Source organism: Pseudomonas sp. MWU12-3103b (assembly GCF_023100615.1).
GTDB lineage: Bacteria > Pseudomonadota > Gammaproteobacteria > Pseudomonadales > Pseudomonadaceae > Aquipseudomonas > Aquipseudomonas putida_A.
Genome location: NZ_JALMEY010000024.1, coordinates 17,629 through 43,066 on the forward strand (window position 1 = coordinate 17,629; position 25,438 = coordinate 43,066).

Sequence of the window (25,438 nt, forward strand, 5' to 3'; positions counted from 1 at the left end):
ACCGGGAGCCAATGTGGGAGCGGGCTTGCTCGCGAATGCGGTGTATCAGTCGACAAATCCGTTGAATGACACTCCGCATTCGGGAGCAAGCCCCCTCCCACAGTTGACCGAGCCCATTTCAGTACCAGTGTCGGCCCCACCCTTTGAAACTACCGTGACCCGAGTCCTGACCCGATGAACACAGAATTCCGCAAAAACCTGCCCGGCAGTTCCCTGGATTATTTCGACGTCCGTGCGGCGGTCGAGGCGATTCAGCCCGGCAGCTACGACACCCTGCCGTATACCTCCCGCGTGCTGGCGGAAAACCTCGTGCGTCGCTGCGACCCGGCCACGCTCACCGATTCGCTGAAACAGCTGATCGAGCGCAAGCGCGACCTCGACTTCCCGTGGTTCCCGGCGCGCGTGGTGTGCCACGACATTCTCGGCCAGACCGCGCTGGTCGATCTCGCCGGCCTGCGCGACGCAATCGCCCTGCAGGGCGGTGACCCGGCGCAGGTCAACCCGGTGGTGCCGACGCAACTGATCGTCGACCACTCGCTGGCGGTAGAAGCGGGCGGTTTCGACAAGCAGGCCTTTGAGAAGAACCGCGCCATCGAAGACCGCCGTAACGAAGACCGTTTCCACTTCATCAACTGGACCAAAAAAGCCTTCAAGAACGTCGACGTGATCCCGCCGGGCAACGGCATCATGCACCAGATCAACCTGGAGAAAATGTCTCCGGTGATCCAGGTGCGCGACGGCGTGGCATTCCCCGACACCTGCGTCGGCACCGATAGCCACACCCCGCACGTCGATGCGTTGGGCGTGATCGCCATCGGTGTTGGTGGCCTCGAAGCCGAGAGCGTGATGCTCGGCCGCGCCTCGTGGATGCGCCTGCCGGAAAGCGTCGGCGTCGAACTGACCGGCAAGCTGCAACCGGGCATCACCGCCACCGACATGGTGCTGGCGCTGACCGAATACCTGCGCAAACAGAAAGTCGTCGGCGCCTGGCTGGAGTTCTTCGGCGAAGGCGCGTCCGCGCTGACCCTCGGCGACCGCGCGACCATCTCCAACATGGCCCCGGAATACGGCGCCACGGCCGCGATGTTCTACATCGATCAACAGACCATCGACTACCTGAAACTCACCGGTCGCGAAGACCAGCAAGTGCAGCTCGTCGAGCAGTACGCCAAGCTCAACGGCCTGTGGGCCGATAGCCTGAAAGGCGCGCAATACGAGCGCGGCCTGAGCTTCGATTTGTCTTCGGTGGTGCGCAACATGGCCGGCCCAAGCAACCCGCATGCACGCGTCGCGGTGTCGGATCTGGCCGCCAAAGGCATCTCCGGGCAGTGGGATGACGTACCGGGGCAGATGCCCGACGGCGCGGTGATCATCGCTGCCATCACCAGTTGCACCAACACCAGCAACCCGCGCAACGTGATCGCCGCCGGCCTCTTGGCGCGCAATGCCAACAAGCTGGGCCTGACCCGCAAACCGTGGGTCAAATCCTCGCTGGCGCCGGGTTCGAAAACCGTGGCGCTGTACCTCGATGAAGCGGGGCTGACCACCGAGCTGGAGCAACTTGGTTTCGGTGTCGTCGCGTTTGCCTGCACCACCTGCAACGGCATGTCCGGCGCCCTCGATCCGGTGATTCAGCAAGAGATCATCGACCGCGATCTGTATGCGACTGCCGTGCTCTCCGGCAACCGCAACTTCGACGGCCGCATTCACCCGTACGCCAAACAGGCGTTCCTCGCGTCGCCGCCTCTGGTGGTCGCGTACGCCATCGCCGGGACCATCCGTTTCGACATCGAGAAAGATGTGCTGGGCGTGGTCGACGGCAAGGAAATCCGCCTGAAGGACATCTGGCCGAGCGACGAAGAAATCGACGCGGTGGTGAAGTCGTCGGTGAAGCCGGAGCAGTTCCGGCAGGTCTACATTCCGATGTTCGCCATCCACGAAGACACCGGCCCGAAAGTCGCGCCGCTGTACGACTGGCGCGAAATGAGCACCTATATCCGCCGGCCGCCATACTGGGAAGGCGCGCTGGCCGGCGCGCGGCCGCTGAAGGGTATGCGCCCGCTGGCGGTGCTGCCGGACAACATCACCACCGATCACCTGTCGCCCTCGAACGCGATCATGCTCGACAGCGCCGCCGGTGAATACCTGGCGAAAATGGGCCTGCCGGAAGAGGACTTCAACTCCTACGCCACGCACCGTGGTGACCACTTGACCGCGCAACGCGCGACCTTCGCCAACCCGAAACTGTTCAACGAAATGGTTCAGGAAAACGGCAAGGTCAAGCAGGGCTCGCTGGCGCGGGTCGAGCCGGAAGGCCAGGTGATGCGCATGTGGGAAGCCATCGAAACCTACATGGAGCGCAAGCAGCCGCTGATCATCATTGCCGGCGCCGATTACGGTCAGGGTTCGTCCCGCGACTGGGCGGCCAAAGGCGTGCGTCTGGCAGGTGTCGAAGCGATCGTCGCCGAAGGTTTCGAGCGCATCCACCGCACCAACCTGGTGGGCATGGGCGTGTTGCCGCTGGAGTTCAAACCGGGCACCGACCGTCACACGCTGGCCATCGACGGCAGCGAAACCTACGACGTGATCGGCGCCCGTACCCCGCGCGCGGACCTGACGCTGGTGATCCATCGCAAGTCCGGCGAGCGCGTTGAAGTGCCGGTGACCTGCCGTCTGGACACCGCTGAAGAAGTGTCGATCTACGAGGCCGGCGGCGTGTTGCAGCGCTTCGCCCAGGACTTCCTCGAAGAGTCGGCGGTTGCCGTTTAAATCTACTGATACAGGCGTGAGATCGCCATCTCACGCCTGTGGTTAAGGAGCATCATGGCTCACGCAGCTAATTTCGCACCGCAGATCAAAATCCCCGCCACCTACATGCGCGGCGGTACCAGCAAAGGCGTGTTCTTCAGCCTCAAGGATCTGCCCGAAGCCGCGCAGGTTCCCGGCCCCGCCCGCGATGCTTTGCTGCTGCGGGTGATCGGCAGCCCCGACCCGTACGACAAGCAGATCGACGGCATGGGCGGTGCCACCTCGAGCACCAGCAAAACCGTGATCCTGTCGAAAAGCAGCAAGGCCGATCACGACGTCGATTATCTGTTCGGTCAGGTCTCCATCGACAAGCCGTTCGTCGACTGGAGCGGTAATTGCGGCAACCTCTCGGCAGCGGTCGGTTCGTTCGCCATCAGCAACGGTCTGGTGGAGGCCAGCCGCATTCCGCACAACGGCGTGGCGGTGGTGCGCGTGTGGCAGGCCAACATCGGCAAGACCATCATCGCCCACGTGCCGATCACCAACGGCGAAGTGCAGGAAACCGGTGATTTCGAACTCGACGGCGTGACCTTTCCGGCCGCCGAAGTGCAGGTCGAATTCATGGACCCGGCGGCGGAAGAAGAGGGCGGCGGCGGTTCGATGTTCCCCACCGGCAACCTGATCGATCAGCTTGAGGTGCCGGGTGTCGGCACGTTCCAGGCGACCATGATCAACGCCGGGATCCCGACGATTTTCGTCAACGCCGCAGACATCGGCTACACCGGCACCGAGCTGCAAAGCGCGATCAACAGCGACCCGCAAGCCCTGCAGATGTTCGAAACCATCCGCGCCTACGGTGCATTGCGCATGGGCCTGATTTCCAATCTGGACGAAGCGGCCAAGCGACAGCACACGCCGAAAGTCGCGTTCGTCGCCAAGCCTGCGGATTACGTGGCGTCCAGCGGCAAGGCGATTGCCGCCGCTGATGTGGATCTGCTGGTGCGTGCGTTGTCGATGGGCAAGTTGCACCACGCGATGATGGGTACGGCGGCGGTGGCAATCGGCACGGCGGCGGCGATTTCCGGGACTCTGGTGAATCTCGCGGCGGGCGGTGTCGAGCGCAATGCTGTGCGCTTCGGCCATCCGTCCGGGACGCTGCGCGTAGGCGCCGAGGCGAGTCTGGAAAACGGTGAGTGGGTAGTGAAAAAGGCCATCATGAGCCGCAGTGCGCGCGTCCTCATGGAAGGTTTCGTCCGTATCCCTGGCGACTCTTTCTGATCCAGTATCGATGCCCTCACCCCAGCCCTCTCCCGGAGGGAGAGGGAGCAGACCGAGTTGTAATTGGATGTCCTGCGACCTGAAGCATCTTGGCGATTATGGATTCACGGGAGAGCTTTCAGGTCGACGTATGTGTTGAATATCACCCTAGCCTCTCCCGGAGGGAGAGGGAGCAGGCCGAGTTGTAATTGGATGTCCTGCGACCTGAAGCATCTTGGCGATTATGGATTCACGGAAGAGCTTTCAGGTCGACGTAAGTGTTGAATATCACCCTAGCCCTCTCCCGGAGGGAGAGGGAGCAGACCGAGTTGTAATTGGATGTCCTGCGACCTGAAGCATCTTGGCGATTATGGATTCACGGGAGAGCTTTCAGGTCGACGTATGTGTTGAATATCACCCTAGCCTCTCCCGGAGGGAGAGGGAGCAGACCGAGTTGTAATTGGATGTCCTGCGACCTGAAGCATCTTGGCGATTATGGATTCACGGAAGAGCTTTCAGGTCGACGTATGTGTTGAATATCACCCGGTCGGTTCCCTCTCCCTCCGGGAGAGGGCTAGGGTGAGGGAAACAATCCACTGACGAAACATCACAAAGCAGACACCACGATCTGCTCTAAACAAAAAACCAACCAGCCCCTGAGGAAGACCACCCCACTCATCATTCCCCACCAGGAGAACCGCAATGAGCGCCAACGTCGACCAGAACAACCGCCCCGACTACGACCGTGTCCTGCAGGACATCGCCGATTACGTCCTCACCTTCAACGTCGAATCTGCCGAAGCCCTCGACACCGCCCGCAACTGTCTGATGGACACTCTCGGTTGTGGCTTGCTGGCGTTGCGTTTTCCCGAGTGCACCAAACACCTTGGCCCACTCGTCGAAGGCACCGTGGTGCCGTTCGGGGCGCGAGTGCCGGGCACTTCCTATCGCCTCGACCCGGTGAAAGCCGCGTGGGACATCGGCTGCGTCGTGCGCTGGCTCGATTACAACGACACCTGGCTCGCCGCCGAGTGGGGGCATCCGTCGGACAACCTCGGCGGAATTCTCGCGGTGGCCGATCACCTGTCGCAAAAACGCGTTGCCAATGGTGAGAAGCCGCTGACGATTCGCGATGTACTTGAAGCGATGATCATGGCCCACGAGATCCAAGGCGTGATCGCTCTGGAAAACTCGTTCAACCGCGTCGGCCTAGACCACGTGCTGCTGGTGAAAGTCGCTTCGACCGCCGTCACCGCCAAACTGATGGGGGCCAATCGCGAGCAACTGCTGTCGGCGTTGTCCCATGCGTTTGCCGACGGTCAGGCGCTGCGCACCTATCGCCATGCGCCGAACGCCGGATCGCGCAAGTCATGGGCGGCGGGGGATGCGACCAGTCGTGGCGTGCGTCTGGCCGACATCGCCCTGCGTGGCGAGATGGGTATTCCCGGGGTGTTGACGGCCAAACAGTGGGGCTTCTATGACGTGTCTTTCAGCCACACCAACAATGATCTGGCGCTCAAGCCCGAAGGCAAATGCACCTTCAGTTTCTCGCGGCCCTACGGCAGTTACGTGATGGAAAACGTGCTGTTCAAGATCAGCTTCCCCGCCGAATTCCATGCGCAAACAGCCTGCGAAGCGGCGGTGACCTTGCATCCGTTGGTGCGCAACCGCTTGCATGAAATCGACCGCATCGTCATCACCACCCATGAGTCGGCGATTCGCATCATTTCCAAGGTCGGGCCGCTGGCCAACGCGGCGGATCGCGACCACTGCCTCCAGTACATGACCGCCGTGCCGCTGGCATTCGGCAATCTGCTGGCCGAGCAATACGAGGACGATTTCCACGCCGCGCACCCGATCATCGATGTGCTGCGCGAGAAGATGGTCATCGTCGAAGACCCGCGTTTCACCCGCGAGTATCTGGAGGCCGACAAGCGCTCGATTGCCAACGCGGTGCAGGTGTTTTTCAAGGACGGGTCGAGCACCGAGAACGTGGTGGTGGAATACCCGATCGGCCACCGTCGCCGCCGCGCCGATGGCATCCCGTTGCTGGAGGACAAGTTCAAGGCCAACCTGGCGACGCGTTTCACCGGCCAGCGCAGCAACGAGATCTTCACCCTGTGCAAGGATCAGCAAGCGCTCGAAGCCACGCCGGTCAATCGCTTCGTCGATCTGTTGGTGATTTAGACCGGTCATTCAGGCTTTTTCAAAACGCAGGATCACGCGCCGGTGGGTACTGCTCTTCTTCTCGATCTTTTCGCAATACACCCGGCCGATTTCCCGGGTGTTGTGCACGTGGGTGCCGCCGCAGGGCTGGATGTCGACGCCGCTGACCTCGACCATGCGCAAGTCACCCTGAATGACGGGCGGCTTGACCGTCTTGTTGCCCGTCCTCTCCAGCAAGGCGGGGTACTCGGCGGCCGGCATCGACAGGGTATTGACCGTGCAGGCCTGTTCGATCAGCGCGTTGAGGTCGCGGGTGATGCTGTCCTTGTCGAGGGTCATTTCCGGCAGATCGAAATCCAGTCGGCCCTTGTCGGCGCTGATGCTGCACCCGGTGACTGGCGCATTGATCAGCGCACCGAGCAGATGCAGGCAGGTATGCATCTTCATGTGCTGATAGCGCCGCTCCCAGTCGAGACTGGCGTTGACCAATGCGCCGGTACACAACTGCGGCGGACACTCCTGCACCTGATGCCAGATGATCGACGGCAGCAGGGGATCGCGCACCGTCCCGGTGACTTCGATCCGCGTACCATCCACCAGACTGAAATGCCCGGTGTCACCCGGCTGCCCGCCACCGGTTGGGTAGAAAAGGGTGTGTTCCAGCACGACGGCCTGATCGACCACTGCGATGACTCGGGCACCAAAGGCGCGCCGGTAGGGTTCGCTGTTAAACAGGCTGAGGGTTTCCATGGTGTGTACCGACATTTGAACCTCCGATGTTCAAAGTTGAGTGGTGTGTGAGCCCTTGTGCTCACGTCGGGTCGTGGGCTTTCAGCGTTTGAGCGGTAGCTTGGTGATCGCGAAACCGGCGAGAAGGATTGCCGAGTACAGCATCAGGTCTCGCGAGATCGGCGTGCCTTCGTACCAGGCGCCGATGAGCAGGGCGAATACCGGGAAGATAATGAACACGAACGACAACAGCACCGGGCTCAGGCGTTTGAGCAGGATGAAATACACGATAAAGCCGCCCACTGACGCCACCAGTCCGAGGTACAGCAGAGCGCCCCATGAGCGCGCGGTCACGTCCTTGAATACCGGTGCTTCCACGTTCAAGCCGACAATAAATAACATCAGCCCGGCGATGCCGATCGGCAGGGTGTTGTAGGTGATCACGCTGATCGCGCTGCCGTGCTTTTTAGTCACCACGTAACACAGCGCATGCAGGATCGCCGCGCACAGAATCGCCAATACGCCGAGCCATTCCGCCTGATCCAGATGCAGGCCCTGGCTGCGAATGATCATGAACAGACTGGCGAAACCGATGGCGATACCGAGCATCTGTGTGGGGAGGATTTTCTCGCGCAGGAACAGCGCGGAAAACATCAGGATAAACACCGGCATGCAACTGAACAGCAGCGCTGTCAGACCGGAAGAAACGTGCATCTCGCCGTAGTTGAGCAGGTAGTACGGCAGGCTGAAGTACGACAGCGTGACGAACACGAAAAACCAGCGGCTCTGTCGCGGGAACAGCAGCGGTTCCCTGCGCAGTGCGGCGAAGCTCAGGAACAGCGGAAAGGCGATCAGAAAGCGCAGGCCCGCGGCGGTCAGTGGCGGCACGCTTTCCACGGCAATCTTGATCCCCAGCCACGTAGTGCCCCAGCTCAGGCAGACGATCAGAAACAAGGTGCTGGTGAGCAATCCGGCGAGCCAGGGTTTGCTGATGTTCAGCGGTGCGCTGATGGCAGTCGACATGCTTGGTGCTCCGCAGCAAAGGAATTGACCCGGTTGTTGAAAAGGGCTATCCCTGATTGAACCTGTTTTCAGCACGCTATTCGGGGCGACAATGACTGTCAAAGTAAGTATTGCCATGGTGTCAATCCTCCGCGACGGCCTCGCCAACGGGGTGGGGGTGAAGTACAAGCGCCTGGCGGATGCGGTGCAGCAGGCCATCGCTGAAGGCGTGATTGCGGCGGGAGCGAAATTGCCGCCGCACCGGCTGTTGGCCGATAGCCTGGGTGTGACCATCGGCACCATCAGTCGCGCCTATGGCGAACTGGAGCGGGTCGGTCTGGTGGTGGCCCGGGTCGGCGATGGCACGTATGTGCGTGAGCGCGGGATGGAGCGGCCGCAGGACAAGGGTTTTCGCAATGTCAGCGATGAGCCGCGCGCCTGTTTCGACATGAGCCGCAATCAGCCGATCCCTGGGCAGGAAGCGGCATTCATGAGCCAGACCCTGCACAGCCTCGCCAGTGATCCGCGCGGCTTGCAGCAGTTGGCCGGTTACACCGTCGAAAGCGGTTTGCTGCGGCATCGGCAGGCGGGGGCGCGCTGGTTGAGTCATGGCGCGTTTCAGCCGCACGCCGATCAGGTGTTGTGCGTCAATGGCGGCCAGCATGGCTTGCTGTGCGCCTTGATGGGCCTGCTCAAGGCCGGCGATACGCTGGTTACCGAGCATCTGACCTATCCAGGCCTGATCAGCGTCGCGCGCCAGTTGGGGATCAAACTCATCGGTGTCGCAATGGATGACGAAGGGCTGCTGCCGGCAGCGCTGGACGACATCTGCCGGCAGCACCGTGTCTCGGCGCTGTACTGCACGCCGACGATTCAGAACCCGACGGCAGCAGTCATGTCGGTGCCGCGGCGCGAAGCGATTGCCGACATCTGTCGCCAACACAATCTGCTGATTTTCGAGGACGACGCACATGCGGTGCTGGCCCGCCAGCGACCGTTGCCGCTGAGCCATTTCGCCGCCGAGCGCGCGGTGTTGATCGGCAGTCTGAGCAAGGCCGTTTCAGCCGGTCTGCGGGTCGGTTATCTGCATGCACCGCAAGCGCTGATCGGGCGCCTGAGTGCGGCTATTCGCGGCACCTGCTGGATGGCTAATCCGCTGGCGATGGAGTTGGCGAGCCGCTGGATCGACAACGGCATGGCCGAGCGTTTGCTGGATGAGCAGATCAGCGAAATCGGCCGGCGCAAGGCGCTGGTCGCACCGGTGTTGGCGGGGCTCAATTACAAGGCGGATGCGCATAGCCCGCACTTCTGGATTGAGGTGCCGGAGCTGTGGCGCGCCTCGCAGATTGCTGCGGAGCTGAAGGAAAACAACTACCTGGTGGCCACCGCCGAGGCCTTTGCGGTCGGGCATGCGGCGGTGCCGCAGTTCATTCGCGCGAGTGTATGCAATGCGGTGGGAGATGATCGGTTGCTGCTGGGAGGGTTCGAGGCTCTGGCGCGGGCATTAACGGAAATCGTGTAATCGTTCTTCGCGAGCAAGCCCGCTCCCACATGCGATTGCATTCCAACTGGAGGAGCTCGATCAACCTGTGGGCGCGGGCTTGCTCGAAGGCGTCGGAACAGACGCCACAAATCTATTTGAACCGCCGCTCCACGCCTTTCTCCACCAGAATCTTCGCCGAAATCTCTTCCACCGAAAAATGCGTGGAGTTGATGTGCGGGATGTTCTCGCGGCGGAACAGGTTTTCCACTTCGCGCACTTCGAATTCGCACTGGGCGTAGCTCGAATAACGGCTGTTGGGCTTGCGCTCGTTACGGATCGCGGTGAGGCGGTCCGGGTCGATGGTCAGGCCGAACAACTTGTGCTGATGGGCGCGCAGGGCGGTCGGCAGGGTCAGGCGCTCCATGTCGTCTTCGGTCAGCGGGTAGTTGGCCGCGCGGATACCGAATTGCATTGCCATGTACAGACACGTCGGCGTCTTACCACAACGCGACACGCCCACTAGTATCAGGTCGGCCTTGTCGTAATAGTGGGTGCGCGCGCCGTCGTCGTTGTCGAGGGCGAAGTTCACCGCCTCGATGCGCTCCATGTAATTGGAGTTATGCCCGATCGAGTGGGACTTGCCGACGGTGTAGGAAGAATGCTCGGTCAGTTCCTGTTCGAGCGGGGCGAGGAACGTCGAGAAAATGTCGATCATGAAACCATTGGAGGTTGCGAGAATCTCACGGATGTCCTGATTGACGATGGTGTCGAAGATGATCGGACGGAAGCCGTCGGTTTCGGCGGCTTTGTTGATTTGTTGTACCATGGCCCGCGCTTTGTCCGCGTTGTCGATATACGGCCGCGTGAGCTTGGTGAAGGTAATGTTTTCGAACTGCGCCAGAAGGCTTTGACCCAGGGTTTCGGCGGTAATGCCGGTGCCATCGGAGATAAAGAAAGCAGATCGTTTCATTTGCACCTTGGGCCTTAAGCTAAAGAGTATTTCTGGATATGATAGGCGCGATTTGCCGGCCGCCATTGGCCCGCATTCTCACTTATTTTCCAGGTCCAGGCCATACAGCCGGCCCACGCTCCCCCGAGCCGCCGGTTTCTGAGCTTTTCCAACACAGTTAGTGGAGAGATCACCTTGGTAGAGTACGTAGTTTCCCTCGATAAGCTCGGCAAACACGATGTTGAGCATGTGGGGGGCAAGAACGCATCCCTGGGCGAGATGATCAGCAACCTGGCGGGTGCCGGTGTGTCGGTCCCCGGCGGCTTTGCCACCACCGCGCAGGCCTATCGCGACTTTCTCGAACTGAGCGGCCTCAACGACCAGATCCACAAGGCTCTCGACGCCCTGGACGTCGATGACGTCAATGCGCTGGCCAAGACCGGTGCGCAGATCCGTCAATGGATCATGGACGCCGAATTCCCTGAAAAACTCAATACCGAGATCCGCACCGCGTTCGCCGCGCTGTCGGCCGGTAACCCTGACGTGGCCGTGGCCGTGCGTTCTTCCGCCACCGCCGAAGACTTGCCGGACGCCTCGTTCGCCGGTCAGCAGGAAACCTTCCTGAACATCCGTGGTGTGGAAAACGTTATCCGCGCCGCCAAAGAGGTGTTCGCTTCGCTGTTCAACGACCGGGCGATTTCCTACCGCGTGCACCAGGGCTTCGACCACAAACTGGTCGCCCTGTCGGCTGGCGTGCAGCGCATGGTGCGTTCGGAAACCGGTACCGCCGGCGTGATGTTCACCCTCGATACCGAATCCGGTTTCCGTGACGTGGTGTTCATCACCGGCGCCTACGGTCTGGGCGAAACCGTTGTTCAAGGCGCGGTCAACCCCGACGAATTCTATGTACACAAAGGCACGCTGGAGGCTGGTCGTCCGGCAATTCTGCGCCGCAACCTCGGCAGCAAGGCGATCAAGATGATCTACGGCGACGAGGCCAAGGCCGGTCGTTCGGTGAAGACCGTCGATGTCGACAAGGCCGAACGCGCGCGTTTCTGCCTGACCGATGCTGAAGTCAGCGAGCTCGCCAAGCAGGCGATGATCATCGAGAAGCACTACGGCTGCCCGATGGACATCGAGTGGGCCAAGGACGGTGACGACGGCAAGCTGTACATCGTGCAGGCCCGTCCGGAAACCGTGAAAAGCCGCACCCAGGCCAACGTCATGGAACGTTACCTGTTGAAAGAAACCGGCACCGTGCTGGTGGAAGGTCGTGCCATCGGCCAGCGCATCGGCGCCGGTAAAGTGCGGATCATCAAGGATGTCTCGGAAATGGACAAAGTCCAGGCCGGCGACGTGCTGGTCTCCGACATGACCGACCCGGACTGGGAGCCGGTGATGAAGCGCGCCAGCGCCATCGTCACCAACCGTGGCGGCCGTACCTGCCACGCGGCGATCATCGCCCGTGAACTGGGGATTCCAGCGGTCGTGGGTTGCGGCAACGCCACCCAACTGCTGAAGGATGGTCAGGGTGTGACCGTGTCCTGCGCCGAAGGCGACACCGGTTACATCTTCGAAGGCGAGCTGGGCTTCGACGTCAAGAAGAACTCCGTGGACGCCATGCCGGAGTTGCCGTTCAAGATCATGATGAACGTCGGCAACCCGGACCGCGCCTTCGATTTTGCGCAGCTGCCGAACGCCGGTGTGGGCCTGGCCCGTCTGGAATTCATCATCAACCGCATGATCGGCGTGCACCCGAAAGCGCTGCTGAACTACGACGGCCTGCCGCAGGAAATCAAGGACAGCGTCGACAAGCGCATCGCCGGTTACAACGATCCGGTCGGTTTCTACGTCGAAAAACTGGTGGAAGGCATCAGCACCCTCGCTGCTGCGTTCTGGCCGAAGAAGGTTATCGTGCGTCTGTCGGACTTCAAGTCCAACGAATATGCCAACCTGATCGGCGGCAAGCTGTACGAGCCGGAAGAAGAAAACCCGATGCTCGGCTTCCGTGGCGCTTCGCGTTACATCAGCGAATCGTTCCGTGACTGCTTCGAACTCGAATGCCGCGCGTTGAAACGCGTGCGCAACGAGATGGGCCTGACCAACGTCGAAATCATGGTGCCGTTCGTTCGTACCCTCGGCGAAGCCAGTCAGGTAGTCGATCTGCTCGCCGAAAACGGCCTGGCCCGTGGCGACAACGGCCTGCGCGTGATCATGATGTGCGAACTGCCATCCAACGCGATCCTGGCTGAAGAATTCCTCGAGTTCTTCGACGGTTTCTCGATCGGTTCCAACGACCTGACTCAGCTGACACTGGGCCTGGACCGTGACTCCGGGATCATCGCGCACCTGTTCGACGAGCGTAATCCAGCGGTGAAGAAGCTGCTGGCCAACGCGATTGCCGCTTGCAACAAGGCCGGCAAGTACATCGGAATCTGCGGCCAGGGCCCTTCGGACCACCCGGATCTGGCCAAATGGCTGATGGAGCAGGGCATCGAAAGCGTGTCGCTGAACCCGGATTCCGTACTGGAAACCTGGTTCTTCCTCGCGGAAGGTCAGGCCCAGGCTTGATCCATATGTGAACGGCCATCCTCCCCTGTGGGAGCGGGCTTGCTCGCGAAGACGGAATGAGATCCGCCACAAATGTTGGCTGATACACCGCTTTCGCGAGCAAGCCCGCTCCCACAAAGGTCGGGGGCTTTGAGATTGAAGTAGGGCGGGCTCCTGTAGATGCCGCCCTTTTTTGTGCAAGAGCATTATGCAAAGCAGCAGCAACCTGTTTCCTGTCGCCCTGATCAGCGCCGAACGTCGCGGTGATCTGAGCGAAGATGTGTATCGACTCAAACCCGGCAACAGTCCCGACTGGTCCGTGGAAATCGCCGTGACCCGCTTGGGCATGGCCGACGACACGACACCACGCGGCGTGCCGGTGATTTTGTTGCACGGCAGTTTTTCCAATCGGCGCTTCTGGTTTTCCCCCAAGGGCCTCGGGTTGGGTGCGTACCTGACCCGTCTGGGCTTCGACGTGTGGATCCCGGAGATGCGCGGTCACGGCTTGTCGCAGCGCAACGAGGACTACCGGCGCAACCGCGTGGCTGACTACGCCCGTTACGATCTGCCGGCGATTGCCGCGTTCGTCCGCGAGCAGAGCGGGCAGGTGCCGCACTGGATCGGCCATTCGCTGGGCGGCATCACGCTGGCGGCGGCGCTGGGTGGCGAATACCTCGGCGAGCCGGCCGTGGCCTCGGCGGCGTTTTTCGGCACGCAGGTCAGCCGCACGTACTGGCCGCTGAAGATTCCACCGGTGGAGTGGAGCGGGCGCTTCATTCTCAAGCGTTTCGCGCAGTTGTCCGGCTCACGCCTCAAGCGCGGCCCGGAAGACGAGCCGATCGGGCTGGCGCTGGAAAGCATGCGCTGGTATGGCTTGTTCGGGCGTTTTGGCGACAAGGACAAGGACTGGTGGGCCGGCCTGGCCGAGGTTCAGGTGCCGGTGCTGGCAGTGACTGCGGCGGGCGATCATCAGGATCCGGCATGGGCCTGTCGCAAACTGTTCGAGCAGATCGGCTCCGAGCACAAACAGTTCGTCAATCTGGGGCGCGAGCAGGGTTTCAGCGACAACTTCGGGCATGTCGAGATGTTGGTGAGCAAGGCGGCACAGGCCGAGGTCTGGCCACTGGTGGCACGCTGGTTGAACGATCAGCAGACGCCGTTGCTCGGCGATAAGCCGGATCTTGCCGCTGCGGTCTGAGTCCGAGGCTCTGAAAAGGGCATTTCGTTCAGGTCGGCTTGCGGCTAAGATATGACGCATTGTGCGGTTCTGGTCATATTTGGTGGCTGTTTAGCTATTACGTTTCAGCGTTTGTTCAGGTTCGTTCAGCGACCATTGCATGAACTAAGGTAAACAGCGACCGCCGGGACTCGTTTCAAAAGAGTGCGACATCCTTGATCGTCTTCCTTTTTACAGGAGTTTTTCGATGAACCATTACCTCACGCCTGACCTGTGCGACGCCTATCCGGAGCTGGTGCAGGTGCTGGAACCGATGTTCAGCAATTTCGGCGGCCGTGATTCCTTCGGCGGCGAAATCGTGACCATCAAATGTTTCGAAGATAACTCGCTGGTCAAAGAGCAAGCCGAACTCAAGGGTAACGGCAAGGTGCTGGTGGTCGATGGCGGCGGCTCGCTGCGTCGCGCGCTGCTGGGCGATATGATCGCCGAGAAAGCCGCGAAAAACGGCTGGGAAGGGCTGGTCATCTACGGTTGTATCCGTGACGTCGACGTTATTGCCCAGACCGATCTCGGCGTTCAGGCGTTGGCCAGCCATCCGATGAAAACCGAAAAGCGCGGTATCGGCGATCTCAACGTACCGGTGACTTTCGCCGGCGTGACGTTCCACCCGGGCCACTACATCTATGCGGACAACAACGGCGTGATCGTTTCGCCAAGTCCGCTGCAGATGCCTGAATAAGTTTTTCGACAAAGGGATGCGGATGTTCGAGGAAGAAAACGCGCAGTGGGGGCTGGTGCATGCCCTGGTGCTGGACGGTAAAGGCGGTGCGCGTTCGATTGCCCGGACTGAGCTCGACGATCTGCAACTGCAGGCCCATGAGAGCCTGTGGCTGCATTGGGATCGCAGCCATCCGCAAACCCAGACCTGGCTGCGCAAATCCAGCGGCCTGAATGAATTTGCCTGCGACCTGCTGCTGGAAGAGAACACCCGGCCACGCCTGTTGCCGTTGCCGGATGCCGAACTTCTGCTGTTTCTGCGCGGGGTCAACCTCAACCCCGGCGCCGAGCCGGAAGACATGGTCTCGGTGCGGATTTTCGCGTCGGCGCAACGGGTCATCTCGCTGCGTTTGCGTCCGCTGCGTGCCACCGATGAGCTGCTGGCGCTGCTAAGCGAAGGCAAAGGCCCGAAAACCTCATCTGAACTGATCCTGTATCTGGCGCAATTCCTCACCAACAAGGTGCAGGATCTGGTCACCTGCCTGTCGGAACTGGTCGATGAAGAGGAAGAAAAACTGGATGCCGACGAACGGTATACCCCCGAGCATGGCTCTATTTTGCACATCCGCCGCCGGGCGGCCGGACTGAAGCGTTTTCTGGCACCGCAGCGGGATATTTTCGGACAACTGACCCGGATAAAACTGCCGTGGTTTGTCGACGATGACGCTGACTACTGGAACGAATTGAACAACAGCCTGACGCGCTATCTCGAAGAGCTGGAATTGACCCGAGAGCGCATGGGGCTTGTGCTGGAGGCCGAAGACCGGCGTTTGAACGTGCGCATGAATCGCACGATGTACCGCTTCGGCATCATCACCTGCATCTTTTTGCCGATGAGTTTTCTCACCGGCCTGCTGGGCATCAATGTGGGCGGCATTCCGTTCTCGAGCAGCCCTTATGGTTTCCTGATTGCCTGTCTGACGGTGCTGGCGATGGCCTTCGGTCAATGGTGGTTGTTCCGCCGTTTGCGCTGGGTGTGAAGATGCAACATGTGACCCGACCAAATTTGCCCGCGTCTTTCACAGACATCACGAGAGGTGCGTATGCACGATCCGTTTGAACAGTCTTTGCGCGACATGCTCAACGCCTCGCCGTCCAGCCGTGACGACGACGCATGCCTGGGTCGCGTACTCAAAACCGCCAACCGCCAGGTGGGCGCCGGTGATCTGTTCAGCCTGCTGGGCCGCTGGCTGCCCGCGCTGATGATCGCCCTGAATAACGGATCGGCCCACGTCTCGCCGGTTTCCCGTCTTCGTAAAACTACTGCACGCACTGCTGATAAGGCTGATTGAATATGGAACTTGATCTCTGGACTCAGAGCCTCGTCACTGCAATGACTGCGTTGTGGACCAAAGTCGCCAACTTCATCCCGAACCTGTTCGGCGCACTGGTGGTGCTGCTGTTGGGTTTCGTGGTGGCCAAGCTGCTCGATACCTTGCTGTCCAAATTGCTCGCCAAACTGGGCCTTGATCGCCTGATGGGCGGCACCGGTCTGACCAAGTTGATGTCGCGGGCCGGCCTGCAAGTGCCGATCTCGACCTTGATCGGCAAGATCGTTTATTGGTTCGTTCTGCTGATTTTTCTGGTTTCTGCGGCAGAGTCCCTTGGACTTGAGCGAGTTTCAGCTACGCTGGACATGCTGGCGTTGTATTTGCCGAAGGTTTTCGGCGCCGCGCTGGTGTTGCTGGTCGGTGTTTTGCTCGCGCAATTGGCCAACGGCCTGGTGCGCGGAGCGGCAGAAGGCGTAGGGCTGGACTACGCTTCGGGTTTGGGCCGAATCGCCCAGGGGCTGGTGATCATCATCAGTATCTCGGTCGCGATCAGCCAGCTCGAGGTAAAGACTGACCTGCTGAACCATGTGATTGTCATCGTATTGATTACCGTTGGTCTGGCCGTTGCGCTGGCCATGGGTTTGGGAAGCCGGGAAATTGCCGGTCAGATTCTTGCGGGAATCTATGTGCGTGAGTTGTATCAGGTTGGGCAACAAGTGCGTGTTGGCGAGGTCGAAGGCCAGATCGAAGAGATCGGCACGGTTAAAACCACATTGCTGACCGATGAGGGTGAGCTAGTCTCACTCTCCAATCGGATCCTGCTGGAACAGCATGTGAGTAGCCGCTAACCCGGCAAACCCTGCTAATGTATGCCGCCGCAAAATGCCCTGAGAGGGGTGCGGCGGACATTGACCTGACTGTCGGCACGACTTGTTTTGAATAAAGCCCAAACGCTATCCACGCGCTATGACCCCCGTGAGCTCTCTGATGAGGAGTTGGTCGCGCGCTCGCATACCGAGCTGTTTCACGTGACGCGCGCCTATGAAGAGCTGATGCGGCGTTACCAGCGAACATTATTTAACGTTTGTGCGAGATATCTTGGGAACGATCGCGACGCAGACGATGTCTGTCAGGAAGTGATGCTTAAGGTGCTGTACGGCCTGAAGAACTTCGAGGGGAAATCGAAGTTCAAAACCTGGCTCTACAGCATCACGTATAACGAATGCATCACGCAGTATCGGAAGGAACGGCGAAAGCGTCGCTTGATGGACGCCTTGAGTCTGGACCCGCTGGAAGAAGCGTCGGAAGAAAAGGCGCCGAAACCCGAGGAGAAGGGCGGACTCGATCGCTGGCTGGTGTATGTGAACCCGATTGACCGTGAGATTCTGGTGCTACGATTTGTCGCAGAGCTGGAGTTTCAGGAGATCGCAGACATCATGCACATGGGTTTGAGTGCGACAAAAATGCGGTACAAACGTGCTCTAGACAAATTGCGTGAGAAATTTGCAGGCATTGCTGAAACTTAGTTCAGCGCAAATATCTCTTACGTGTAGGCAAGTTCTGATAGACTTGCCGCCGAGTTGTCCCCCGGTTTGCGGGACTGCTTCACAATCACCAGATGGGGATTTAACGGATGAAACTGAAAAACACCTTGGGCTTGGCCATTGGTTCTCTTATTGCCGCTACTTCGTTCGGCGCACTGGCACAAGGCCAAGGCGCAGTTGAAGGCGAGATCAACTACAAGAAGCAGTACAACGACAGCATTGATCATGTCGAAGACGGCTTCAACCCAGGCGCCAAAATCGGTTACTTCCTGACCGACGACGTCTCGATCAACTTCGGCTGGGATCGTAACAACCACACCCGTTCGAACGACGGTACCGGTAGCCAGAAACTGCGCGGTGACAACTTCGGTCTGACCGCTCAGTACCACTTCAACAACGCTGGCGACGCTCTGCGTCCTTACGTTGAAGGTGGTGTCAAGCACGGCAACCTGACCAACGTAGCTGCTGACGGCCACACCGGTCGCGACCAGTCGACTTTCCTGACTGCTGGCGCTGGCGTTAAGTACTACTTCGCTGAAAACTTCTTCGCCCGTGCTGGCGTAGAAGCTGACTACAAACTGGACAACGGCCGTTGGGACTACGCTCCATCGGTTGGTCTGGGTGTGAACTTCGGTGGCGGCGGCAAGCCAGCTGCTGCTCCAGTTCCAGCTCCGGCTGAAGTCTGCTCCGACAGCGACAACGATGGCGTTTGCGACAACGTTGACAAGTGCCCGGACACCCCAGCCAACGTAACTGTTGACGCTGATGGCTGCCCAGCAGTTGCTGAAGTTGTTCGTGTAGAGCTGGACGTGAAGTTCGACTTCGACAAGTCGGTCGTCAAGCCAAACAGCTACGCTGACATCAAGAACCTGGCTGACTTCATGAAGCAGTACCCAGCCACTCACACCACTGTTGAAGGTCACACTGACTCCGTCGGTCCTGACGCTTACAACCAGAAACTGTCCGAGCGTCGTGCAAACGCCGTTAAGCAGGTTCTGACCCAGCAGTACGGTGTTGAGTCGTCCCGCGTTCAGTCGATCGGCTACGGCGAATCCCGCCCAGTTGCTGACAACAAAACTGAAGCTGGCCGTGCTGTTAACCGTCGCGTAGAAGCGCAGGTTGAAGCTCAAGCTAAGTAATTAGCTGCCGCTACGAGAAAAGCCCGGCTCAGGCCGGGCTTTTCTTTGCCTGCGATTTGGCTTTACAGGGCGTACACAGTTCCCATGGGGGAGCTGCCGGAGACTGCGATCCTTTGCTCTGCAATGGCAGCCACTGCGCCGATGACGAGTATGGCCGGGCTCTTGAGCTCAAACCGGCAGGCATCGTCACTCATGCTCATCAGATCAGTGCGGCACTCACGCTGTTCTGGCAGAGAGGCATTCTCGATCATCGCCACCGGCGTATCTGCCGCCATCCCGCCGGCCAATAGCTGATCGCGAATCTCGCCAAGCTTGGCCACCCCCATATAAATCACCAGTGTCGTCCCACCTCGCGCCAACGCCTGCCAGTTCAATTGACTGTCGTCCTGGGTGTGCGCGGTCACCAGCGTCACCCCGCGCGCCACACCGCGCAACGTCAGCGGAATATCGCATTGCGTCGCGCCGGCGAGTCCGGCGGTAATACCGTTGACCAACTCGACCTCAATCCCACGTTCGCGTAACCACTGCGCCTCTTCGCCGCCACGACCGAAAATGCACGGGTCACCGCCCTTGAGCCGCACCACGCAGTTGCCTTGGCGCGCATAACGCAACATCAGCCGATGGATGAACGCCTGCGGTGTCGAGCGACAGCCGCCGCGTTTGCCCACGGCAATGATTCGCGCGGTGGGGCAATGCTCCAGCACCGCGGCATTGACCAGATCGTCAATCAACACCACCTGCGCTTCACGCAATGCGCGCACCGCTTTGAGCGTCAGTAGTTCGGGATCACCGGGACCTGCACCCACCAGCCAGACTTTTGCATTCATGGTGTTTTCCTTATCAGCTGGATACCGGCTGCAGATCGGCCGCCAGCAATCGTTTGATTTCCGGGACGCACGAACCGCATTGCGTGCCGCATCCCAGTTGTTGTTTGAGGCCTTGCAGATCGAGACCCTGGCGAATCCCGGCACACACCGCGCGGTGGCTGACGTTTTGGCAGTTGCACAGGGTTTTTCCCGGATTGGCCTGCAAACTGGCACTGCCCGGCGGCGCACTCATCGGCGCCAGCAGCCAGCGTCGCAGTTGTTCATCGGCGCGCCCCTCCAGCCATAGCCCCTGCAGCCAATGCCGGGCTAGGGTTTCGCCGGCCAGGCGGATCGCGGTGATGCGGCCGTTTTCGATGCGTACCCGTTTGCCGATGGCGCGACGCGCGTCGTCGTAGGCCAGTACCGGCCCGTCGAGCAGCGCCAGACACTGATCGATATCGCGCAGCAGTTGCGGCTCCGGCGCCGTGGCGCTGGCAGCGCGTATCAGCAGCGCGGGCCGTTCACGTCCGGCAAGGCTGAGGCTGACGTAGGAAAACGCCTCACACAGGGGTCGTAGTGTCTCGAAATGCCGTTGAACATCGCCCTCGATGAGTGCGAAGAGCTGCCATGGCAGATTCACCGGTTCCAGACGCACGCCGCTGTGCTTGAGTTCGGGCTGCTTCGACAGCGGGTCGAAGGCCGCCAGGGTCAGGCTGTTTACTCCGCCCTTGAGAAAGCGCTCGCCCCAGTGCATCGGCAAAAAAGCCTGACCCGGACGCACGCCGTCGTCGCTGCCGACAGCCACAATCACCGCACCGCGTCGACTCTTCAGATTGACCAGATCTCCCGGCTGCAAACGATGACGGCGCATTTCGTCCGGATGCAGGCTCAACAGCGCTTCGCTGACATGCCCGAACAATTGCGCTGCGGTGCCGGTGCGGCTCATACCGTGCCATTGATCGCGCAGACGGCCGGTGATCAGGGTCAGCGGAAACCGTGCATCGCGTTGTTCTTTGGCCGCGCGATAAGGATCGGCAACGAATTGCGCACGACCGTTGGCCGTGGGAAAAATCCCGTCGCCATACAAACGCGCGGTGCCTTGTCGGGCGCCAGTGGGGAAGGGCCACTGCTGCGGTCCCAGTTCATCGATCAATTGATGGCTGATGCCCGACAGGTCCAGATCGCGTCCACGGGTCAGTTGCTTGTATTCGTCGAACAACTGCGCCGGATGCTCGAAAGCAAACAGGCTTGGTTGTTGCGGACGCAGACGTTGCTCCAGCCGTTGTGCGAAATCTATGGTAATCGCCCAGTCCGGCCGCGCTTCACCGGGTGGGAGAATGGCCTGGCGCACGTGGGAAATGCGCCGTTCGGAGTTGGTCACCGAGCCTTCCTTTTCGCCCCAACTGGCAGCGGGTAACAACAGGTCGGCGAAGGCGGCGGTTTCGGTGGTGCGGAAGGCTTCTTGCAACACCACGAACGGGCAGGCCTGCAGCGCCTCGCGAACCGCGTGTTGATCGGGCATGGACTGTGCGGGGTTGGTGCAGGCAATCCACAGCGCCTTGATCTGGCCGCTGCGCATCCGCTCGAACAGCTCGATGGCGCTCAGTCCAAAGTTTTCAGGCAGTTGATCGACGCCCCAATAGGCTGCCACTTCGGCGCGGTGTTCGGGGTTGGCTGCCTCCCGGTGACCGGGCAGCAAATTGGACAGGCTGCCGGTTTCCCGCCCGCCCATGGCATTTGGCTGACCGGTCAATGAGAAAGGTCCTGCGCCTGGCCGGCCGATCTGCCCGGTGGCCAGGTGCAGATTGATCAGCGCGCTGTTTTTTGCGCTGCCAGCGGTGGACTGATTCAGGCCCATGCACCACAGCGACAGGAAACTCGGCGCCGTGCCCACCCATTCCGCGCACTGCTGCAATTGCTCGACACTGATCCCGCACAGTTGCGCGACCATTTGCGGGGTGTAATCGCGCACCCGATTTTTCAGTTCAGGCAAACCGTCGGTGTGCGCCTTGATGAAGTCGCGGTCGATCCGGTCTTCCCACAGCAGCAGATGCAAAATCCCATGGAACAGAGCGACATCGGTGCCGGGCAAAATCGCCAGATGCAGGTCCGCCAACTCACAGGTGTCGGTGCGTCGGGGATCGATGACGATGACCTTCATCTGCGGTCGGCGCGATTTTGCCTCTTCAAGGCGTCGGAAAAGAACCGGGTGGGCGTAGGCCATGTTACTGCCGGCGATCATCACGCAATCGCTGAGCTCCAGATCTTCATAGCTGCACGGCGGCGCATCGGCGCCGAGGCTGCGCTTGTAACCGACCACCGCTGACGACATGCACAGTCGGGAATTGCTGTCGATGTTGTTGGTCCCGACCAGCGCTCGCGCCAATTTGTTGAAGGCGTAATAGTCCTCGGTCAGCAACTGTCCGGAGATGTAAAACGCCACGCTGTCCGGGCCGTGTTCGGCGATGGTCTCGGCAAAGACCTGGGTCGCGTGATCCAGCGCCGTATCCCAGTCGCAACGGCTGCGGGCCAGGCTTTTGCCCAGACGCAGCTCCGGGTACAGCGCCCGGGCGGCCAGGTCGCCCGTCAGGTGCAGGGTCGAGCCTTTGCTGCACAATTTGCCGAAATTGGCTGGATGCGTCGGATCGCCGCTGACACCGAGAATGCGCTCGCCGTCATGCTCGATCAGCACGCCGCAGCCGACGCCGCAGTAGCAGCAGGTCGAGGCGGTCGTCTGGCGGTTCATCAGACCGCATCCCGCAGTGCCAACTGCACGCGGCCGTTTTCGACCCGGGCCGGATGATGGTGCGCGCAGCCGATGTCCGGTGCCTGAGCCTCGCCGGTTTGCAGGTCGATCTGCCAGTTGTGCAGCGGGCACGCCACACGTTTGCCGTAGATCAAACCCTGTGACAACGGCCCGCCCTTGTGCGGGCAGCGGTCGTCGAGGGCGAAAACTTCGTCGTCGCTTGTACGGAAAATTGCGATGTCACCTTTCGGCCCGGCAATGATCCGCGAACCGAGGGCATTGATCTCTTCCAGGGCACAGATATCGAGCCAGTTCATGCCGGCACCTCCAGGTTTTTCACAGGGATCACCTCGAATTCTTTCTTCAGTTGCGGCTGCGCCAGACGCTCTTTCCACGGGTCCTGTTCGAACGACAGGGAGAACTGCAGACGCTCGTTCAGGGCCTTGCGCCGCTCCGGGTTTTCGAGCACGGCTTGCTTGATGTGCTCCATGCCGACCCGTTGCAGGTAGTGCACGGTGCGTTCGAGGTAAAAGGCTTCTTCGCGATACAGCTGCAGGAACGCGCCGTTGTATTCACGAACTTCCTCGGCGGTTTTCAGCTTGACGAAGAACTCGGCGACTTCGGTCTTGATCCCGCCGTTGCCGCCGATGTACATCTCCCAGCCGGAGTCGACACCGATGATTCCTACGTCCTTGATCCCCGCTTCCGAGCAGTTGCGTGGGCATCCGGAGACAGCGAGTTTCACTTTGTGCGGCGACCACATGTTGAACAGGTCGTGCTCAAGCTCGATACCCAACTGCGTCGAGTTCTGCGTGCCAAAGCGGCAGAACTCGCTGCCGACGCAGGTTTTCACGGTGCGAATGGATTTGCCGTAGGCGTGGCCGGAGGGCATGTCGAGGTCTTTCCAGACGCCCGGCAAGTCCTGCTTCTTGATCCCCAGCAGGTCGATGCGCTGACCGCCGGTGACCTTGACCATCGGTACGTTGTACTTGTCAGCCACGTCGGCGATGCGGCGCAGTTCCGAAGGGTTGGTCACGCCGCCCCACATCCGTGGCACCACCGAATAGGTGCCGTCCTTCTGAATGTTGGCGTGGGCGCGTTCGTTGATCAGGCGCGATTGCGGATCGTCCCTGGCTTCGCCGGGCCAGGTGGAAATCAGGTAGTAGTTCAGTGCCGGCCGGCAGGTGGCACAGCCGTTCGGGGTGCGCCAGTTGAGGTAGCTCATGGTGCCGGCGATGGTCAGCAGATGCTGTTCGCGGATCGCCTGGCGGATCTGCCCGTGGTTGAGGTCGCTGCAACCGCAGATGGCTTTTTCGCTTTTCGGTTTGACGTCCGCCGCGCCGCCGACGGTGTTGATCAGGATCTGCTCGACCAGCCCGGCGCAGGAGCCGCAGGAACTGGCAGCCTTGGTGTGCTTCTTCACGTCATCGACGCTGAACAGGCCGTGTTCCTGAATCGCCTTGACGATGGTGCCTTTGCACACGCCGTTGCAGCCGCAGACTTCGGCAGTGTCGGCCATGCTCATGGCTTTGTCCTGGCCCTGATGTCCTACGTCGCCGATAGAATTTTCACCAAACATCAGGTGATCGCGGATCTCGCCGATGGCGTGATTCTCACGAATCTGTCGGAAATACCAACCGCCATCTGCCGTATCGCCGTACAGACAGGCGCCGACCAGCACGTCATCCTTGATCACCAGTTTTTTGTACACGCCGCCGATCGGGTCGGAGAGGGTGATGGTTTCGGTGCCTTCGCCGCCCATGAAATCACCGGCGGAAAACAGGTCGATGCCGGTGACTTTCAATTTGGTTGAGGTCACCGAGCCCTGATAGCGGGCGAAACCCAGTTGTGCGAGGTGATTGGCGCAAACCTTGGCCTGTTCAAACAGCGGCGCCACCAGGCCATAGGCGATGCCGCGATGGCTGGCGCACTCGCCGATGGCATAGATGCGCGGATCGTAGGTTTGCAGGGTGTCGTTGACCAGAATCCCGCGGTTGCAGGGGATGCCGGCGCGTTCCGCCAGTTCGGTATTGGGGCGGATGCCGGCGGCCATCACCACCAGATCGGCGGGGATGATCTCGCCGTTCTTGAACTGTACCGAGCCGACCCGGCCATTGCCTGCGTCGTGCAGGGCCTGCGTCTGTTCGCACAGGCGAAAATGCAGGCCACGGGCTTCGAGCGCCGTTTGCAGCAGTTGGCCGCTGGTCTTGTCCAGCTGTCGCTCCAGCAGCCATTCGCCGATGTGCACCACGGTGACGTGCATGCCGCGCAGCATCAGGCCGTTGGCGGCTTCGAGGCCGAGCAGGCCGCCGCCGATGACCACCGCGTGCTTGTGGGTTTTGGCGGTGTCGATCATCGCCTGGGTGTCGGCGATGTCGCGGTAGCCGATCACACCCTGCAAGTCATTGCCCGGAATCGGCAGGATGAACGGCGTCGAGCCGGTGGCGATCAGCAGGCGATCATATTCAGCCTCGGTGCCGTCCTCGGCGATCACCCGGCGTTTGACCCGGTCGATCTGCACCACCTTGCGGTTGAGCAGCAACTTGATGTGGTTTTCCAGGTACCAGTCGAGGTCGTTGAGCACGATCTCTTCGAAGGTCTGTTCACCGGCCAGCACCGGCGACAGCAGGATGCGGTTGTAGTTGGTGTGCGGTTCGGCACCGAAGACCGTGATGTCGTACAGCTCGTTGCTCAACTTGAGCAGTTCTTCCAGGGTGCGAACCCCAGCCATGCCATTGCCGATCATCACCAGTTTGAGTTTTTTCATCAGGTTCTCCGGGGAGCGGTGGCTGGCCTCTTGTGGGCAGTCAGGCCGTGCTCGACAAATGTTGCGCAAACAAAAAAAGGCGTCCCGCTAGTTGCCTAGCGAGGACGCCTTTGTCCTGGTCCCGTTCTCTCGGGAAGCGCAGCCTTCGTCGTTGAAGGTTGGGCTTTATGTATGGTGAAAGGGGTAATGCAGTGGTTGTGCCAAGTGTGGGGGTGGCGGGTTTATTGCGTTTAGTCAGCGTTTATCAAGGTTTTTTGCACCTTATCGAAGCGGGCTGCCCATTCGTGGAGCGTTCAAACAGAAGGATTTGTAGTGATTGGACGGACG

At 60.4% G+C, this 25,438-nt stretch carries 19 protein-coding genes; 12 read left to right on the plus strand and 7 right to left on the minus strand.

From position 1 onward, the window contains the following. The first annotated feature begins 174 nt into the window (after positions 1–174). The 3 genes from acnD to prpD all read left to right on the plus strand — a co-directional run bounded on the left by acnD (position 175) and on the right by prpD (position 6,192). Entirely contained in the window at positions 175–2,769 is a 2,595-nt protein-coding gene (acnD, locus tag M0808_RS26945) for a Fe/S-dependent 2-methylisocitrate dehydratase AcnD (RefSeq protein WP_247843054.1), read from the plus strand. Positions 2,770–2,823: 54 nt separating this feature from the next. After that, on the plus strand, positions 2,824–4,026 hold the full coding sequence (prpF, locus tag M0808_RS26950; RefSeq protein ID WP_247843055.1) for a 2-methylaconitate cis-trans isomerase PrpF: 1,203 nt from the start codon (positions 2,824–2,826) through the stop codon (positions 4,024–4,026). A gap of 681 nt (positions 4,027–4,707) precedes the next feature. Further along, positions 4,708–6,192: a 2-methylcitrate dehydratase gene (prpD, locus tag M0808_RS26955; RefSeq protein WP_247843056.1), complete on the plus strand. Its 1,485-nt coding sequence runs from the start codon at positions 4,708–4,710 to the stop codon at positions 6,190–6,192. Positions 6,193–6,201: 9 nt separating this feature from the next. Here the strand turns inward: prpD and M0808_RS26960 are convergent, their stop codons facing one another. Both M0808_RS26960 and M0808_RS26965 read right to left on the minus strand, forming a co-directional pair. Then, positions 6,202–6,936 (minus strand): alanyl-tRNA editing protein, encoded by a 735-nt coding sequence (locus M0808_RS26960; protein WP_247843057.1) that lies wholly within the window; start codon positions 6,934–6,936, stop codon positions 6,202–6,204. Positions 6,937–7,002: 66 nt separating this feature from the next. After that, positions 7,003–7,923, minus strand: coding sequence for an EamA family transporter (locus M0808_RS26965; RefSeq protein WP_247843058.1), 921 nt, complete (start codon positions 7,921–7,923; stop codon positions 7,003–7,005). A 91-nt stretch (positions 7,924–8,014) separates the two neighbouring features. Here M0808_RS26965 and M0808_RS26970 point away from each other — a divergent pair, with 91 nt between their 5' ends. After that, on the plus strand, positions 8,015–9,424 hold the full coding sequence (locus M0808_RS26970) for a PLP-dependent aminotransferase family protein (protein ID WP_247843059.1): 1,410 nt from the start codon (positions 8,015–8,017) through the stop codon (positions 9,422–9,424). A 112-nt stretch (positions 9,425–9,536) separates the two neighbouring features. Here the strand turns inward: M0808_RS26970 and M0808_RS26975 are convergent, their stop codons facing one another. Continuing rightward, on the minus strand, positions 9,537–10,355 hold the full coding sequence (locus M0808_RS26975) for a pyruvate, water dikinase regulatory protein (protein ID WP_007960912.1): 819 nt from the start codon (positions 10,353–10,355) through the stop codon (positions 9,537–9,539). 174 nt (positions 10,356–10,529) lie between these two features. Between M0808_RS26975 and ppsA the strand changes: the two genes are divergently transcribed. The 8 genes from ppsA to M0808_RS27015 all read left to right on the plus strand — a co-directional run bounded on the left by ppsA (position 10,530) and on the right by M0808_RS27015 (position 18,792). Next, a complete protein-coding gene (gene ppsA, locus M0808_RS26980) occupies positions 10,530–12,905 on the plus strand; it encodes a phosphoenolpyruvate synthase (protein ID WP_096797095.1) in 2,376 nt (791 codons plus the stop codon). A gap of 187 nt (positions 12,906–13,092) precedes the next feature. Further along, complete coding sequence (locus M0808_RS26985; RefSeq protein ID WP_027613293.1) at positions 13,093–14,082, plus strand: alpha/beta fold hydrolase; 990 nt, start codon at positions 13,093–13,095, stop codon at positions 14,080–14,082. A gap of 226 nt (positions 14,083–14,308) precedes the next feature. Beyond that, entirely contained in the window at positions 14,309–14,800 is a 492-nt protein-coding gene (gene rraA, locus M0808_RS26990) for a ribonuclease E activity regulator RraA (RefSeq protein ID WP_047599043.1), read from the plus strand. A gap of 22 nt (positions 14,801–14,822) precedes the next feature. Beyond that, entirely contained in the window at positions 14,823–15,818 is a 996-nt protein-coding gene (locus M0808_RS26995; protein ID WP_027613291.1) for a zinc transporter ZntB, read from the plus strand. 63 nt (positions 15,819–15,881) lie between these two features. Then, a complete protein-coding gene (locus tag M0808_RS27000; protein ID WP_003223293.1) occupies positions 15,882–16,130 on the plus strand; it encodes a hypothetical protein in 249 nt (82 codons plus the stop codon). Positions 16,131–16,132: 2 nt separating this feature from the next. Continuing rightward, on the plus strand, positions 16,133–16,957 hold the full coding sequence (locus M0808_RS27005; protein ID WP_007916401.1) for a mechanosensitive ion channel domain-containing protein: 825 nt from the start codon (positions 16,133–16,135) through the stop codon (positions 16,955–16,957). Positions 16,958–17,044: 87 nt separating this feature from the next. Then, the gene (gene sigX / locus M0808_RS27010; RefSeq protein ID WP_011333251.1) at positions 17,045–17,635 is read left to right on the plus strand and encodes an RNA polymerase sigma factor SigX; all 591 of its coding nucleotides are present in this window, start codon (positions 17,045–17,047) and stop codon (positions 17,633–17,635) included. A 107-nt stretch (positions 17,636–17,742) separates the two neighbouring features. Next, entirely contained in the window at positions 17,743–18,792 is a 1,050-nt protein-coding gene (locus M0808_RS27015) for an OmpA family protein (RefSeq protein WP_027613290.1), read from the plus strand. A gap of 62 nt (positions 18,793–18,854) precedes the next feature. On the opposite strand, the gene cobA is transcribed toward M0808_RS27015, so the two are convergent. From cobA to nirB, 4 genes are read right to left on the minus strand one after another with little or no spacing between them, the layout of a single operon-like run. Beyond that, positions 18,855–19,619: a uroporphyrinogen-III C-methyltransferase gene (gene cobA / locus M0808_RS27020; RefSeq protein ID WP_096797092.1), complete on the minus strand. Its 765-nt coding sequence runs from the start codon at positions 19,617–19,619 to the stop codon at positions 18,855–18,857. Between the two features lie 13 nt (positions 19,620–19,632). Beyond that, positions 19,633–22,344, minus strand: a complete 2,712-nt coding sequence (locus M0808_RS27025) for a nitrate reductase (RefSeq protein WP_247843060.1) — start codon at positions 22,342–22,344, stop codon at positions 19,633–19,635. Continuing rightward, a complete protein-coding gene (gene nirD / locus M0808_RS27030) occupies positions 22,344–22,661 on the minus strand; it encodes a nitrite reductase small subunit NirD (RefSeq protein WP_027613287.1) in 318 nt (105 codons plus the stop codon). Before nirD ends, M0808_RS27025 begins: the two co-directional genes overlap by 1 nt. Next, on the minus strand, positions 22,658–25,111 hold the full coding sequence (gene nirB / locus M0808_RS27035; protein WP_223009198.1) for a nitrite reductase large subunit NirB: 2,454 nt from the start codon (positions 25,109–25,111) through the stop codon (positions 22,658–22,660). Before nirB ends, nirD begins: the two co-directional genes overlap by 4 nt. Between the last annotated feature and the right edge of the window lie 327 nt (positions 25,112–25,438).